Source organism: Micromonospora nigra (assembly GCF_900091585.1).
GTDB classification, from domain to species: Bacteria; Actinomycetota; Actinomycetes; order Mycobacteriales; family Micromonosporaceae; genus Micromonospora; species Micromonospora nigra.
Map to the genome: position 1 here is coordinate 185159 of NZ_FMHT01000003.1, position 15791 is coordinate 200949.

General features: G+C 74.4%; 6 protein-coding genes. 2 read left to right on the top strand and 4 right to left on the bottom strand.

The window, feature by feature from the left end:
* Nucleotides 1-644 precede the first annotated feature (644 nt).
* Nucleotides 645-3410 carry an AAA family ATPase gene (locus GA0070616_RS29090; protein WP_091075100.1) on the top strand — a complete coding sequence of 922 codons (2766 nt, stop codon included), beginning with the start codon at nucleotides 645-647 and terminating at the stop codon, nucleotides 3408-3410.
* A 552-nt stretch (nucleotides 3411-3962) separates the two neighbouring features.
* Complete coding sequence (locus GA0070616_RS01545) at nucleotides 3963-6785, top strand: helix-turn-helix transcriptional regulator (RefSeq protein WP_091075101.1); 2823 nt, start codon at nucleotides 3963-3965, stop codon at nucleotides 6783-6785.
* Between the two features lie 145 nt (nucleotides 6786-6930).
* On the opposite strand, the gene GA0070616_RS01550 is transcribed toward GA0070616_RS01545, so the two are convergent.
* From GA0070616_RS01550 to GA0070616_RS01565, 4 genes are all read right to left on the bottom strand, one after another.
* Complete coding sequence (locus tag GA0070616_RS01550) at nucleotides 6931-8307, bottom strand: glycosyltransferase (protein ID WP_091075103.1); 1377 nt, start codon at nucleotides 8305-8307, stop codon at nucleotides 6931-6933.
* 8 nt (nucleotides 8308-8315) lie between these two features.
* Entirely contained in the window at nucleotides 8316-9155 is an 840-nt protein-coding gene (locus tag GA0070616_RS01555) for an ABC transporter permease (RefSeq protein ID WP_091075105.1), read from the bottom strand.
* Entirely contained in the window at nucleotides 9152-10186 is a 1035-nt protein-coding gene (locus tag GA0070616_RS01560; RefSeq protein WP_091075107.1) for an ABC transporter ATP-binding protein, read from the bottom strand. The genes GA0070616_RS01555 and GA0070616_RS01560 overlap by 4 nt, the downstream gene beginning before the upstream one ends.
* Nucleotides 10187-10284: 98 nt before the next feature.
* The gene (locus GA0070616_RS01565) at nucleotides 10285-15777 is read right to left on the bottom strand and encodes a type I polyketide synthase (RefSeq protein WP_091075109.1); all 5493 of its coding nucleotides are present in this window, start codon (nucleotides 15775-15777) and stop codon (nucleotides 10285-10287) included.
* Nucleotides 15778-15791 lie beyond the last annotated feature (14 nt).

A 15791-nucleotide genomic window follows, 5' to 3' on the forward strand; every position in this document is an offset into this window, starting at 1 on the left:
ACGGCAAGTTACACGAAACCTCACCCAGACGCCCGAAACGGGCAAGCGGGGCGATGGTGCAAAACGGGGGACTTCCCACCCCGCGGCTACGCGGGCCGGGATTCGGGAACGCGAATCCGCAGCCGAACGGCGCGAGCCACAACCAGAACCCTCCGTCAATATCATGCTCACGCTCCGACAGCGGGGGGATCCTGCGGGCCCGCTGAGCCGCAAGCCGGCGGGCCGGGGGGCGGCCGCCGGGTCGATCGGCGTCACGCTCCGAATTGTCAGCGCAACTGTCCATACCGACCCGCACGCCGGGCCCGACCGAGCCAAACCGATGTTTGCCTATCCTTTACAAACCTCGACTTGCCGCACATTTGCCGGACTGACATACTCCCACGATGCATGGTGATCGATAGCGGGGATGTGTCCGGGGCAGCTCGTCGAATTGCCGCATTAGCATGCGGCAGGACGATGTCGAGGCCACGGACCAGGCACGCTGGTCGATGAAATCCGCGCGGCGTACCATCGCTGCCGATATTCACGAATGCAAGGAGCGGTCGAGGATTTGGGGGCGCTGACTTCGTCGGGCGGCGGGCACGGGCCGGGCGGACACACCGCCGGACGGCCACGGTGACCGCGTGTGTGGCGGGATCACGCCGATGACGCTGAGCGAACGCGACGAGCACCTCGACGTCCTCACCGGCCGCCTCGACGACCTGTTGCGCCCCGGTGGACCCGCCACCACCGCACCGATCACGGTGGTCTCGGGGCCCGTCGGCGTCGGCAAGACCACGCTGCTTCAGGCCTTCGTCCGACGCGCGGCCGAGGCCGGTGTCGCCGTGCTGTCCGCGAGTGCCTCGCGAGCCGAGCGCACGGTGCCGCTGGAGGTCGTCCGCCAGCTCGTTCGCACCGCCCCGCTCACCGACGCCACCCGCGACCGGGTCGGCAGGCTGATCGACCGGGGTGCCCTGGCCTGGATCGAGGCCGACGACGACGAGGAACGGTGCGCCTCGGTCACCGCCGCGATCGGCGGGGAGTTGCTGGAGCTGGCCGCCCGGGGGCAACTCGTGGTCACGGTCGACGACGTGCACCACGCCGACGTGCCGTCCCTGCGCTGCCTGGACTACGCGGCCCGCCGGGTGGCCGGTCTGGCGGTGCTGATCGTCCTCACCGAGTCGCCCCGCACCCGCCCCTGGCACCCCACCGCCTACGCCGAGCTGATGCAGCCCGCCCGGCTGCGCCGCGTCCGGCTTCCCCTGCTCTCCCCCACCGGGACGTACCGGATCCTGGCCGACCGGGTCGGCGTGCCGGTGGCCCGGACCATCGCCGACGAGGCGCACCGGATCAGCGGCGGCAACCCCCTGCTGGTGCGGGCGCTGGCCGACGACCACCTGGCTGCCACCGGCCGAACCGACCGACCGGTGGCCGGCGAGGCGTTCCGCGAGGCGGTGCTGAGCTGCCTCTACCGCTGCGACCACCTGGTGCTCACCACCGCCCGGGCCCTCGCCGTGGCCGAGGAGCCGCTGCACGGCCCCCTGATTCCCCACCTCGTCGGACTGCGCCCCGAGTCGAACCTGCGTGCCGTCGATCCGTCGACCAGTGCCGGCCTGATCACCGGCGGCGGGCTGCGCCACCCGGCGGTCGGGCAGGCCGTGCTCGACGGCATGACCACCGAGGAACGCGCCCGGCTGCACCGTGCCGCCGCCATCCTGCTGCACGCCGACAGTGCGCCGCCGACGCGGATCGCCCCACACCTGGTCGGCACCGACCACCTGAACGAACCCTGGATGGCCCAGACCCTCCTCGACGCCGGCGAACAGCTCATGCTCGACGGCGAGGTGGAAACCGCACGCCGCTTCCTGCGCCGGGCCAACCGGGACTGCGCGGACGAGTGCCTGCGGGCCCGGATCCGCAGCGCCCTCGCCAGCGCCGAGTGGCGCGTGGACCCGCAGGCCGCCGTCCCCCACCTGGTGGGAGTCGCCACCGCCGTGCGCGCCGGGCACCTGGGCAGCCGCCAGGCCGCGGGGCCGATCCAGTACCTGCTGTGGCACGGTCAGGTCGACAGGGCGCGGGAACTCATCCGCCACCTCGACGACCGGGCGGACGGCGTGGACCCGCGCTCCGCGGCGGAACTGCTCGTCACCCGGGGTTGGATGACCACCCTCTACCCCGCGGTCGCGGCCTACACCGACCGGGGACCGTTGCCCGTCCGCGACCCGCTGACCCTGGCCCGGGTCAAGCGACGCCTGCAGGGGATCACCATGCTGGGCTCCGTGCTCGAACGCGGTGACGCCGCCGTGGTCGAGGACGCCGAACGGGTCCTCACCACCCTCAGGCTGGACGACGAGGCCAGCATCTGGACGGCCGTCTGCGTCGTCGTCGCGCTGATCTACGCCGACCGGCTGGACCTCGCCGAAGAGTGGTGCCACCGGTTGACGGACACCGCCGCCGACCGTCGACACCCCACCCCGAGCGCGGTGGTCCGTGCCCTGGCGGCGGCCGTGGCGGCCCGACGCGGCGACCTGCCCCACGCCCGGGATCTCGCCGAGGAGGCGTTGAACCGGCTCACGCCCAAGGGCTGGGGTGTCTTCATCGGCATCCCGCTCTCCGTGCGCCTGATGGCGCTGACCGGCCTGCACGAGTGGGACGACGCGGCGCAGTGTCTGCGTACGGCCGTGCCCGCCGCGCTGTTCGAGACCCCCTTCGGCCTGCTCTACCTGCACGCCCGTGGGGGGTACGCGCTGGCCTCCGGCAACCCGGACGGCGCGTTGGCCGACTTCCAGCTCTGCGGGCAGCTCATGACGGCGTGGCGGCTGGACCTGCCCGCCCTCGTGCCGTGGCGCACCGAGGCAGCCCGGGCACTGCTGCTGATGGGGCGCCGGCAGCAGGCGGAGAAGCTGATCCGGGAACAGTTGGAACTGCTGCGTCCGATGCACGCACGCTGCCGGGGTGCGGCCCTACGGGTGCTGGCCTCGACGCAGGAGGGCCCGGAACGGATCCGGCACCTGCGCGGCGCCGTCCGGTTGCTGCGGCAGTGCGGCGACCGGATGGAACTGGCGCGCGCCCTCACCGACCTCGGTCAGGCGTACCAGCAGGCCGGCGACCTGCGGCAGGCACGCAACGCCTCGCGGGCCGCCCGTACGCTCGCCGAGCAGTGCAGCGTGCCCGCGCTGCGGCCCGCCGCCCCCGGCCCCCGGGACAGCTCCGTCGAGGCGACCGACGAGACGATGGTTCTGGTGACGGGGCTCAGCGACGCCGAGTCCCGGGTGGCCACGCTCGCCGCGCAGGGCCACACCAACCGGGAGATCGCCGAAAAGATGTTCCTCACGGTCAGCGCCATCGAACAGCGACTGACCCGCATCTATCGCAAGTTGGACGTACACTCGCGCAGCGAGTTGGCCGCCAGGCTGCGGCTCACCCCCTAGTTCGGCGTCCACCTCGTGCCCGCGCGACGCTGCGCGCGCGAATCCCGCCGGCGGTGTCTCGCTCGACCGGGTGCCCCGGGTGCCGACGGCTGCGCCTCGCCCACTCGGGGCACCCGGTCGTACAGCACACCCGCCGACCTGGTGGAACCACCCACAGGAACGTCCGCCATCTGTGGTCCAGTTGATTGACACACCCTGGCCGCACAGACGACACACATAGACGTATGGGCCGGCGTGAACACCCCTGACGGCGCGCGGCGCAACCCCTAACGGCCCTCTGGCACCGCACTTTCGGAGTGGAAACCGTGGGGTCTCGTGCCCGTTGTCGCGCATCGGGGCCGGTGCCAGACTCCCTGCAACCGGATCCGCGCTGGTGCGTCGCTCCGGTGAGGACATCCAATCCGTCCGGCACGGTGGCCGGTTGTGTCCACCCCTGTTCGCTGCCAAGACCGTAGCGCGGGTGGTGGTTCCGCCGCCGACCGGCATCCGGGGACGGTGTCGGCCGTGCCGGTCGATCCTGGCGCGGCACCCGGGTATGGGAGGAGCTGACAGGTGCTGGTGCAGCGCGAGGAACAGGTCACCCGGCTACGTACGGCCTTCCGATCCTGTGAGGAGCAGCGACGCGGACAGGTCGCGCTCGTCACCGGGGCGGTGGGCAGCGGCAAGACCAGTCTGCTTGAGTCGTTCGGCGAGTGGGCGGACACCGCCGGGGGGCGGGTGCTCGCGGCGGCGGGCTCCCGCGCGGAACGGGGCCTGCCCTTCGGGGTGCTGGGACAGCTGCTGCACAGCGCCCGGCTCGACGACGAGGCGGCGGCGCGGTTGGAGAGCCTGATGCGCGACGTCGCCGCCGTACCCCTACCGGAGCCCGGCGGCGACGCGGGTGACGGCTCGGCCGCCGACGACCGGGTCTGGGCCCGCCTGCTGCACGGCCTGTTCACGACGCTGCTCGACCTCGCCGACCCCGGACCGCTGGTGCTCACCATCGACGACGTGCACCACGCCGACCCGACGTCCCTGCACTGTCTGCTCTACGTCGCCCGCCGGCTGCGGCACGCCCCGATCATGGTGCTGCTCGCCGAGGCGTCCGCCCTGCGCCCGCCGCACCCCCTGTTCCGCGCCGAACTGCTCAGCCAACCGCACTTCTGCCGGATCACGCTCCCGCCGCTGACCGTCGAGGCCATCGCCCGCCTGGTCGACGACGACTCCGGGGCGGCCCGGGAGACCGCCGAACGCTGCCTCGACATGACCGGCGGCAACCCGCTGCTCACCCGGGCGCTCATCGACGAACGGACGCCCGGCGACAGCGACGACGAGCCCACCGTCGACCTGGCCTTCGGCGACACGTTCGACCAGGCGGTGCTCGGCTGTCTCTACCGCCACGAGCCGGGTGTCCGTCGCGTCGCCCGGGCGTTGGCGGTGCTCGACCGGCCCGCCCAGACGGACCTGCTCGGCCAACTGCTGGACATGGTGCCCGAGGCGGCCGTGCCGGCGGTACGGATCCTGCGCACCTCGGGCCTGGTGAAGAACGACCGGCTGCGTCACCCGCGCATCCTGCGCTCCATCCTGGCCGACATGTGTCCCGAGGAACGGCGCAGGATGCACCGGCGCGCCGCCGAGGCGCTGCACGACCACGGGGCCGAGCCGGGAGTCGTCGCCGGGCACCTGGTCGCCGCCGCCTGGTCCGACGCCGCGTGGACGGTGCCGGTGCTCCAGGACGCCGCCGCCCACGCACTGGCCTCCGGACGCCCCGACGTCGCCGCCGCCTGCCTGCGCCTGGTCACCGACGCCGACGCCGACGACGCGCGGCGCGGCGCGACCACGGCGATGCTGGTCAGCGCCCGCTGGCAGGTCAGCCCGCTGACCGTCAACGGTCAGCTCGGCCAGTTGCTGGCCACCACCGGCCCCGACGGACGGCCCACCGCGGCGGCGCTGGCCACCGTGCCGTACCTGCTCTGGCAGGGGCGGACGGAGGAGGCCGCCGAGCTGATCGACGGCTGCGCCGACGACGAGGACCTGCCCGGCGCCCCGGGGCGGCTGCCGGTCATGCGGCTGCTGCTCGCCCTCGCCCACCCGGACCGCCTCGCCGCCGTCCGCGAGTCCTCGGCCGCCTGGGGACGGACCGCGACCGCGCCGACCACCGGGGGCCTGCAACTTCAGGCACTGACGGTGCTCGGCACGGCGCTGACGCCGACGGGCGAGCACGACGCCGTCACCGCCGCCGAACAGCTGCTGCACCGGCACCACACCGACGACGGGGCTCTGCCGCTGCTGACCGCCCCGCTGCTGGCGCTGTTGTGGTCGGGGCGCGCGGACCGGGTCGCGGTCTGGAGCGACCTGCTGCTCGACCGGCCGGCCGCGCGGTACGCCCCGGTGTGGCGGGCCGTCCTGCGGGCACTGCGCGCCGAGGCCGCGCTGCGCCTCGGTGACCTGCCCGGTGCCGAGGAACACGCCCGGGCGGCGCTGGAGGATCTGCCCGCGCAGGCGTGGGGCGTGGCCGTGGCCGGTCCGCTGGCCACGCTGATCACCTGCGCCACCGAGGCCGGCCGGTTCGCCGAGGCCGACCGCTGGCTGGCCCACCCCGTCCCGCCCGGCACCTTCCGTACCCTGCTGGGCCTGCATTACCTGACCGCCCGCGCCCGGCACCACCTCGCCCTCGGTCGGGCCCACGCGGCCACCACCGACCTGCGCCGCTGCGGCGAGCTGACGCGCGCCTGGGGTGTGGACGTCGCCGGCGTGGTGCCGTGGCGGCTGGAACTGGCCCGGGTGCAGCTCGGCGTCGGCAACAAGCCGCACGCCACCCAGTTGCTGCAGGAGCAGTTGCGCGTGCCGCACGGGGTGGACGACCGCACCCGAGGTCGGACGCTGCGACTGCTCGCCGGCACCGCCGCTCCCGAGCACCGGCGCAAGCTGCTCTCCGAGGCGGTCCACCTGCTGCAGGCCAGCGGCGACCGGCTGGAACTGGTCCGTGCGCTCGGCGACACCGGGCAGACGCTGCAACGGGCCGGTGACTCGGCGCGGGCCCGGCTGCTGGTCCGTCGGGCGTACCAGCTCGCCCAGGACTGTGGCGCGTCGGTGCTGGCCCAGCGGCTGGTGCGCCGCGATCCGGGCGGGGACGGGCCCGCGTACCCGGCGGCGGTGGAGACGCCGGGAATGGAGGACGGGCTCAGCGAGGCCGAACGGCGGGTGGCGGCGCTGGCCGCCCAGGGGCACACCAACCGGCAGATCTCCAGCAAGCTGTTCATCACGGTGAGCACGGTGGAACAGCACCTCACCCGGGTCTACCGGAAGCTGGACGTCAAGCGCCGCACCGACCTGCCGGCCCGGCTCGTCACGCACGCCGAGCCGTTGGCCGAGGAACTCCAGGACGCGTCCTGACCGACGGGTGCCCCGGCGGACGAGCGCCGGGGCACCCGTCGTCCGGGGACGGCCCACCTGAGCCGGCGACGCCGGCCCGGTCTACTCAGCCGGCGACGCCGCCGATCACCCAGCCGGCGGTGACGCTGACGCCGGCCCGGTCGACTCAGCCGGCGGTCGACTCGTCGCGCAGCCGCAGCACCACGTCGGCGGCCGTGGAGACCCCGCCGGCCTGCCGCAGCCGCCGGCGCCACAGCGCCGCCCGGTCACGGAACACCGGTTCCGTGAGCAGCCGGCCCAGCCGGTCCACGATGTCCTCGACGTCGGGGGTGTCGGCATACTCGACGGCCAGGGCGACGCCCGCGTCCACGAACCGCACCGCGCCGTCGTGGCAGTCCAACCAGAACGGCATCACCAGTTGCGGCACACCGAACCAGGCCGCCTCGTGCAGGGCGTTGGCGGCGGCGTGGTTGAAGAACACCCGCACGTGCGGATGGGCCAGCACCTCCACCTGCGAGGGCAGCCATGCCTCGACGCGCAGGTTCGCCGGCCGGTCGGCGGCCGGGGGCAGGAACCGCTGCCGGTCGGCGGGCAGCTTCCACAGCACGTGGTGGCGCGGCGCCAGCCGGGCGGCCACCTCGACCAGGGCGGCCACCTGGGCCGGCGACGGTCGCATGATGGTGCCGAAGCCGATGTAGACCACCGACTCGTGGGCGTCCAGCCAGCGGCGCAGGTCGGCACCCTCGGGGCTCGGGACGATGTCCCCGGGCACCATGGAGCCGACCATCCGCAGGGTCGACGGGGCGGTGGCGAACGGGTACTCCAGGCCGAAGACCGTGTACGCCAGCAGCGCCCGGGCCGCCTCGGCGTACCGGGAGGGAAGCATCTCGTCGTTGACGATCCCGGCGTCGCGGCGGCGCTCGGCGGCGGCGGTGTTGCGGGCCAGCCGGTCGGGCTGCATCAGGATCTTCAACAGTCCGTCGCGGTGCCGGCCGTTGGCGGCCTGCTGGCTGGGGCTCATGTGCAGCGGCAGGCCGGACAGCGGCGTCGGGTAGGTCGGCGGCAGGTTGTCCTGCAGGAAGTTCGACGGCGGCACCGAGACGCTGATGACGAACGGGACATCCCGGATGGTCATCGCGTCCATGCCGAACGACGCGAACGAGTCGACCACGGCCAGCGTCGGCGCCACCTCGTCGACGAGTTCCAGGCAGCGTTCGTACTGCTCGTGCAGGTGGTCGTAGTCGACGGAGGTGTCGACGTAGCTGGCGAAGTTCTCCACCCTGGAGCCGGTGGACATCCGCCGGTGGGCCTCGTCGTCCCAGTGCTCGGGCCGGACGTGGAGCCGGGGCGGCCCGAGCGACAGGAAGCGCAGCTCCCCGTCGCCGGGCAGACCCTCGACGTCGGCGCGGCGCTCGTCGGTGCAGGCGAACCAGACGTCCCGGATGCCCCGCCGTTTCAGTTCACCGGCCAGGGTGAGCAGCGGGTTGAACAGCCCCGAACTGCCCGAGCAGACGATCAGCAGGGCACCCTCGCCGGCTGCCACGACGTCGCCTAGTCCATCGCCCGGCGCATGAAGCCCCGGATGCCGATGGTGGCGAACACGACGAACACCCCGGCCAGGACGATCAGGTCCAGCCAGAGCGGCACCGACTCGACGCCCGGCGGGGCGACCAGCGACCGGGTGGCCTCGCTGACGTAGGTCAGCGGGTTGAGGGCGCAGACCACCTGGAACCAGGGCAACGCATCCAGTGCCCGCAGCGGGAACTGGGTGGCACCGGTGAACATCAGCGGCGTCAGGATGACGGTGAACATGATCTGGATGCGGTGCGGCGGCACGAGGGTGCCGAAGGTCAGCCCCATGGCCGCGCCGACCAGCGCCCCGACCACCAGGACCCCGAGCACCTGGAACACCGTCATCAGCGGCCAGGTGACGCCGAGCATGAGCATGCCGATCGGGATGAGCACGATTCCGGCCACCAGGCCCCGGATCGCCCCGAAGACGATCTTCTCGAAGGCGACCAGCGGGACGGCCATCGGCGCGAGCAGGCGATCCTCGATCTCCCGGGTGAAGGAGAAGTCCATCACCATCGGCAGGGCGGTGTTCTCCAGCCCGATCAGGAACGCGTTGAGTGCGATCACGCCCGGCAGCAGCACGTTGGCGAAGTCGTCACTGGCATAGCCGAGGTCCGCGAGGACCTTGCCGAAGATCAGCAACATGAACAGCGGCTGGAGGAACACCTGGGCGAAGAACGCGCCCAGCTCCCGGCCCGTGACGAACAGGTCTCGCCAGAGCACCGCGCGGAAGGTGGCGAGTTGGTCCATCACCGGCACCGAGGTGGGCGTGGCGGCCGGCGACGGCGTCGACGGGGCGGCGGGGGCGGTGACGCTCACCGGAGTTCCCTTCCAGTCAGGTGGATGAAGACGTCTTCGAGGCTCGGCTGGCCGATGCTGAGGTCACGAACCTCGCAGCCCAGGTCGGTGAGGATCTTCAACGCCATCGGCACGGCGTTGGCCGGCGTGGTGCCGGTGTAGAGGCGGAACGACAGGGTGGCGTCCGGGTCGGGCGCGGCCTCCGGCATCGGCATCGGTGGCATGCCGGGGAACATCGGCATCCCGGCCGGGCCGCCGGCGCGCAACTGCTCCACCCGCTCCACGTCGGGAACGTTGGCGAGGGCGGCCTGCACCTCCTCGGCGACAGCCCCGGCGGCGACCACCAGGGTCAGCGTGCTGCTGCCCGGCAGGGTCCGGGTCAGGGCGGCCGGGGTGTCCAGGGTGAGCAGCTTGCCGTGGTCGACGATGCCGACCCGGTCGCAGAGCTTCTCCGCCTCGTCCATGTCGTGAGTGGTCACCACGACGGTGACGCCCGACTGCTTCAGCTCGGCGATCCGGTCGTGCACGAACAGCCGCGACTGCGGGTCGAGTCCGGCGGAGGGCTCGTCGAGGAAGAGCACCCGGGGGGAGTGCATCAACGCGCGGGCGATCATCGTGCGCTGCGCCAGCCCGCCGGACAGGAAGTCGGTGCGGGCCTTCGCGAAGTCCTTGAGCCCCATCTGCTCGAGCAGCTCGTCGGCCCGCCGGACCCGCTGGGCGCGGGGCACCCGGTGGTACGCCGAGTGGAACAGCAGGTTCTGCCGCACGGTCAGCGCCCGGTCCAGGTTCACCCGCTGCGGCACCACGGCCAGCAGCTGTCTGGCCGCCGCCGGCGCCCGGACGACGTCCGCTCCGCAGACGGTCGCCCGCCCGGAGGTGGCCCGTACCCGGGTCGTCAGCACCCCGATCGTCGTGGTCTTGCCGGCGCCGTTCGGCCCGAGCAGACCGAAGACCTCACCGGCGGCGACGGAGAAACTGAGCCCGTCCACCGCCGGTGGCATGTTGGGCTGGTATCGCTTGACCAGCTGTTCGACCACCACTGCTTCGTCCACGTCGCCATGCTCCCGTCCTGGTCCCCGCAGGGGACAGATGTCCGTCTAGTCGATAGGGGGTGTTAGGGGCAGGCCAGGGGCGCGGCCCGCCACCCTGGTCACAGGCCGCGTCCGGCCAGCCACTCGTGCACGGTCGCGGCCAGTTCCGGGCCCTGCTCGCCGACCATCGTGAAGTGGTCGCCGGCCGCGTCCACGGCCTCGTGCGGGTACGGCCACCGCGACCGCCAGCCGTCGGGTTCGCCGCTCCACTCCCCCAGTGGCTGGCGGGCCCGCACCAGCAGCGTCGCCGCTTCCATCGGGGCGGGAGCCCAGTCCAGGAACAGCGGCAGGTATCCGGCCCACGCGGTGGTCCGGTAGTCGTCCATCGGGGTGTAGGCGCTGTCCCGCTCGACCATCCCGTCGAACAGCTGGGCCGTCCAGCCGCCGAGCACCTCGCTGTTCGCCGGGTAGGTGTCCATCAGCACCACGGCGGCCGGCGGACGACCCTGGCGTTCCAGCTCGCAAGCGAGCACGTTGGCCACCATCGCGCCACCGGAGTGCCCGGCCAGCACGAACGGGCCGCCACCGACGGTGCGCAGCACGGTGTCGGCGTGCACCCGCAGCAGCGCGGGCAGGTCGGCGGGCAGTTCCTCGCCGACGGCGAAGCCGGGGTTCGGCAGCGCCCACACGTCCCGCCGGCCCCGGAAGCCCGCGGCGACCCGGGCGTACTCGTGCGGCCCGGACAGCAGCGACATGGTGCAGCAGCAGACGACCGGTGTGCCGGGGCCCTCGGCCAGCCGGAGGATCCCGGCCGGGCGGGTGAGCTGTGCCGGTTCGGTGAAGGCGGGCCGGAACTGGGCGAGCTTGACCAGCAGCTCGGCGTAGCCGGCGGCGTCCTCGCGTGCCCTGGGCTGACGGAACAGGCCGCCGAGGATGCCGCCCGCGCCCTCCGGGGTGCCCCCGCCCGAGCCGCCGTCCGGCTCGCCGGCCGCGTCCGCGCCCAGCACCTGGCCGAGCAGGTGCCGGGCCAGCACCGTCGGGGTGGGGTGGTCGAACAGCAGGGTGGCCGACAGCTCCGCCCCGGTGTCCTGGCGCAGCGCGTCGCGCAGCTCCAGGGCGGTCAGCGAGTCGAAACCCAGTTCCAGGAAGTCGCGGTCGGCCTCGATCGTGCCCGGCGAGGGGTGCCCGAGCACGGTGGCCACGTGCGCCCGGACCAGGTCCAGCATGATGTGGTGCCGGTCGGCGGCGGTGCTGGCGGTCAGCCGGTCGCGCAGCGCCTTCGCCGGGTCGGTGACCGTCAGGCCGGCCGGTCCGGCATCGTCGCCCGCCGTGACCGCCTCGGGTAGGCCGCGCAGCAGCGGGCTGGGGCGTACGGCGGTGAAGGTCGGCACGAACGCCGGCCAGTCGACGTCGGCGACGGCGACGGCGTCGTCGCCGCGCCCGAGGGCCTGCCGCAGCGCCGCGACGGCCAGCTCGGCGTCCAGCGGGCGGATCCCCCGGCGACGCAGCGGGGCCGGCTCGGCGACCTCGTCGGCCCACGGCACCCAGGCGAGCACGGTCGCCGGCCGGCCGGCGGCCCGGCGGTGGGCGGCCAGCGCCTCCAGCCCGGCGCCGGTGGCGGCGGCGACGGCCGCACCGCCGCCACCCCAGGTGGCGGCGGTGGACGTGAACACGACGAACTCGTCGACGGGGCGGTCGGCACAAGCGGTGTCGAGTTCCGCCACGGCGGTGACGCGTGCGGCGACGGCGGCGGCCAGCGCGGGCGGGTCGCTGGCGGTGACCGGGTCGCCGGCCCCGTCGGAGTCGGCGACGTGCACCACGGTACGTACCGGCGTCCCGGCCGCGTCGAGGCGGTCCAGCGCCTCGGGCAGGGCGGCGGGATCGGTGAGCACGGTGACGTCGACGGACAGGTCGTCGGGAGCCGCACCGCCGGCGAGCAGCAGGTGGGACGCGCCCCGCTCGGCGAGCCAGCGCAGCACGTGCGGGGCGCGCACGGCCGCCGTCCCGTGCACCAGGACCGCCCCCCGGGGCTGCCAGTCGTCGTCGGCGGCCGGGCCGGTGGGGGCGTGCTCCAGCCGCCGCGCGTAGACCCCGCCTGCCCGCACGGCGATCTGGTCCTCGCCACCTGCTGTGACGGCGCGGGCCAGCGCGGCGAGGGCGGCCGCGTCCGGGTCGGCCGGGAGGTCGACCAGGCCGCCCCACAGCCGGGGTGCCTCCAGCGCCACCACCCGTCCGAGCCCCCACACGGTCGCCCCGGCGGGGTCCGGCGCGGTGTCGTCGGCGTCGACGGCGACCGCGCCCCGGGTCACGCACCACAGCGGTGCGGCGCACCCGGCCTCGGCGAGGGCCCGCACCAGGGCGACGGCGCCGGCCAGCGCCCCCGTCCCGGCGGGACCGCCGTCGCCGGCCACCCCGCCGGTCGGGATGCCCGGGTCATCTCCGGTCAGGTCGCCGGACCCGGTGAGCAGCGCGACCACCAGGGCCGGGGTGGTCGCGGCGACGGCGGCGGGCAGCCCGTGCGGTGGCACCGGCTGCGGGGACAGGCCGGCCGCGGTGAGCGCGGCCAGCACCGGCCCGGCGTCGGTGTCGGTGACGACGAGGCAGGGCCCGGCCGGCGGCGACGCGGCCGGCAGCTCGACGGGGTGCCACGTGGTGCGGTACCGCAGGGCGTCCAGCTCCACGCGGCGTCGCCGTCGTCCCCGGTACGCGGCGAGTGCCGGCAGCAGGTCGGCGAGCGCGGCCCGCCGCTCGTCGTCGACGCCGAGGACGGCGGCCAGGGCCTCCGGCTCGGCGGTGTCCACGGCGGTCCAGAACTCGGCGTCGGCGCTCTCCTGCGCGGGCCGGGGGTCGAGGTCGAACACCATCGGCTCGGGCCAGTACCGCTCGTGGTGGAAGGCGTAGGTGGGCAGGTCGACGCGGACGGCGTCGGTGCCGGCGAAGGGGGCCGCCCAGTCCACACCGGCCCCGCGCAGGTCGACGGCGGCGAGGGCGGCGAGCAGGGTGGCCGGTTCCGGCTGGTCCCGGCGGCTGATCGGGACGAAGGCCGCCGGGTCGGCGTCGGGCAGGCACTCCCGGGCCAGGGCGGTGAGCGCGCCGTCCGGCCCCAACTCCAGGAACGTGCCGGCACCGGCGGCGGCGAGGGTGGCCATCCCGTCGTGGAAGCGGACCGTGTTTCGGAGGTGGTCGACCCAGTAGCCGGGGTCGGTGGCCTCGGCCGCGGTGAGCACGGCGCCGGTGCGGTCGGAGACCAGTGTCATTACCGGCGGGTGCCAGGTGACCTTCTCCGCGACGACCCGGAAGTCGGCGAGCACGGCGTCCATCCGGGCGGAGTGGAAGGCGTGGCTGACCCGCAGCCGGCGTACCTGCCGGCCCTGGGCGGCGAGCCGTTCCCCGGCCGCCAGCACCGGTTCGGTGTCCCCGGAGAGCACCACCGACGTCGGCCCGTTCACGGCGGCCAGCGCCACCCGCTCGTCGAGCAGCGGGGCCACCTCCGCCTCGGTGGCGCGCACCGCCAGCATCGCCCCGCCCTCGGGCAGGGTCTGCATGAGCCGGCCGCGGGCAGCCACCAGGGCGGCGGCGTCGGCCAGCGACAGCACCCCGGCGACGTGCGCGGCGGCCAGTTCGCCGACGGAGTGGCCGAGCAGGTGCTGCGGACGCAGGCCCCACGCGGTGACCAGCCGGTACGCGGCCACCTCGTACGCGAACAGCGCCGGCTGGGTGAACTCGGTGCGGTCCAGCGGGGCCGCCTGCGGGGTGCCCGGGTCGGCGAAGACCACCTCGCGCAGCGGTCGGGTCAGGTGCCGGTCCAGTTCGGCGGCCACCTCGTCGAAGGCGGCGGCGAACACCGGGAACCGGTGGTGCAGGTCGGCACCCATGCCGGGGCGCTGCGCACCCTGGCCGGTGAACAGGAAGGCCAGTTTGCCGGCGGGCCGGGCCACCCCGCGTACCACCTGCGGGGCCGGGGTGTCCTCGGCGACGGCCCGCAGGCCGGCGCGGAGCGCTTCGGTGTCGTCGCCGGTCACCACGGCCCGGTGCGGCAACGCCGCCCGGGTGGTGATCAGCGAGTACGCGACGTCGGCCGGCCGCAGCCGGGGGTGGGCGCTCAGGTGGTCCAGCAGCCGGCGGGCCTGCCCGGCCAGGGCCGGGGCGGAGCGGGCGGAGACGATCCACGGGGCCGGTGGGGCGGGTGCCCCGGCCGGCCGGGTCGTGACCGCGTCGGCGGGGTCGGCCTGTTCGAGGATGGCGTGGGCGTTGGTGCCGCTGACCCCGAAGGCGGACACGCCGGCGCGGCGTGGCCGGCCGGTGTCCGGCCAGGGCGTGGCAGCGGTCAGCAGGGTCACCGCCCCGGCGGACCAGTCGACGTGCGGGGTGGGCGCGTCGACGTGCAGGGTGGCCGGCAGCGTCCCGTGCCGCATGGCGAGGACCATCTTGATGACCCCGGCGACGCCGGCGGCGGCCTGGGTGTGACCGATGTTCGACTTGACCGACCCGAGCAGCAGCGGCCGGTCCGCCGGTCGTTGCCGGCCGTACGTGGCGAGCAGCGCCTGCGCCTCGATCGGGTCGCCGAGGGTGGTGCCGGTGCCGTGCGCCTCGACCGCGTCGATCTCGTCGGCGCCGAGCCCGGCGTTCGCCAACGCCTGGGTGATGACCCGACGCTGGGAGGGGCCGTTCGGGGCGGTGAGCCCGCTGCTCGCCCCGTCCTGGTTGACGGCGCTGCCGCGGACCACGGCCAGGACCCGGTGGCCGTTGCGGCGGGCGTCCGACAGCCGCTCCACGAGCAGCATGCCGACCCCCTCGGACCAGCCGGTGCCGTCGGCGGCGGCGGCGAACGACTTGCACCGCCCGTCGGTGGACAGGCCGCGCTGGCGGGAGAACTCGACGAACACCGTCGGGGTGGCCATCACCGACACCCCGCCGGCCAGCGCGAGGGTGCACTCGCCGAGCCGCAGCGCCTGACAGGCCAGGTGCAGCGCGACCAGCGACGACGAGCAGGCGGTGTCGACGGTGACCGCCGGCCCCTCCAGGCCCAGGGCGTAGGAGATCCGGCCGCTGGCCACGGCGGCGGCGCTGCCGGTGCCGAGGTAGCCCTCGACGCCACCGCCCACGCCGGCGAGCAGCGCCGCGTAGTCGCCCTGGCTGCTGGTGGCCGCGTACACGCCGGTGGGTGCGCCGCGCAGGGTGGTCGGGTCGATCCCGGCCCGTTCGAACGCCTCCCAGGCGGTCTCCAGCAGCAGCCGCTGCTGCGGGTCCATGGCCAGGGCCTCGCGGGGGCTGATGCCGAAGAAGGCGGCGTCGAAGTCCCCGGCGTCGTGGAGGAACCCGCCGTCGCGCACGTACGAGGTTCCCCGGCTGGCCGGATCGGTGTCGTACAGCGCGTCGAGGTGCCAGCCCCGGTCGTCGGGGAACGGGGCCATCGCGTCTCCGCCGGCGTCGACGAGGTCCCACAGCTGCTCCGGCGAGCGGATCCCGCCGGGGAAGCGGCAGCTCATCCCGATGATCGCCACCGGCTCGGTGAGCGTGGCGGTGAGCTGCTGGTTCTGCTGCCGGAGTTTCTGGTTGTCGAGCAGGGACGCGCGCAGCGCGCTGACGACCTCGTCCAGTGAGACGCTCATCGGGGGCTCCTTGC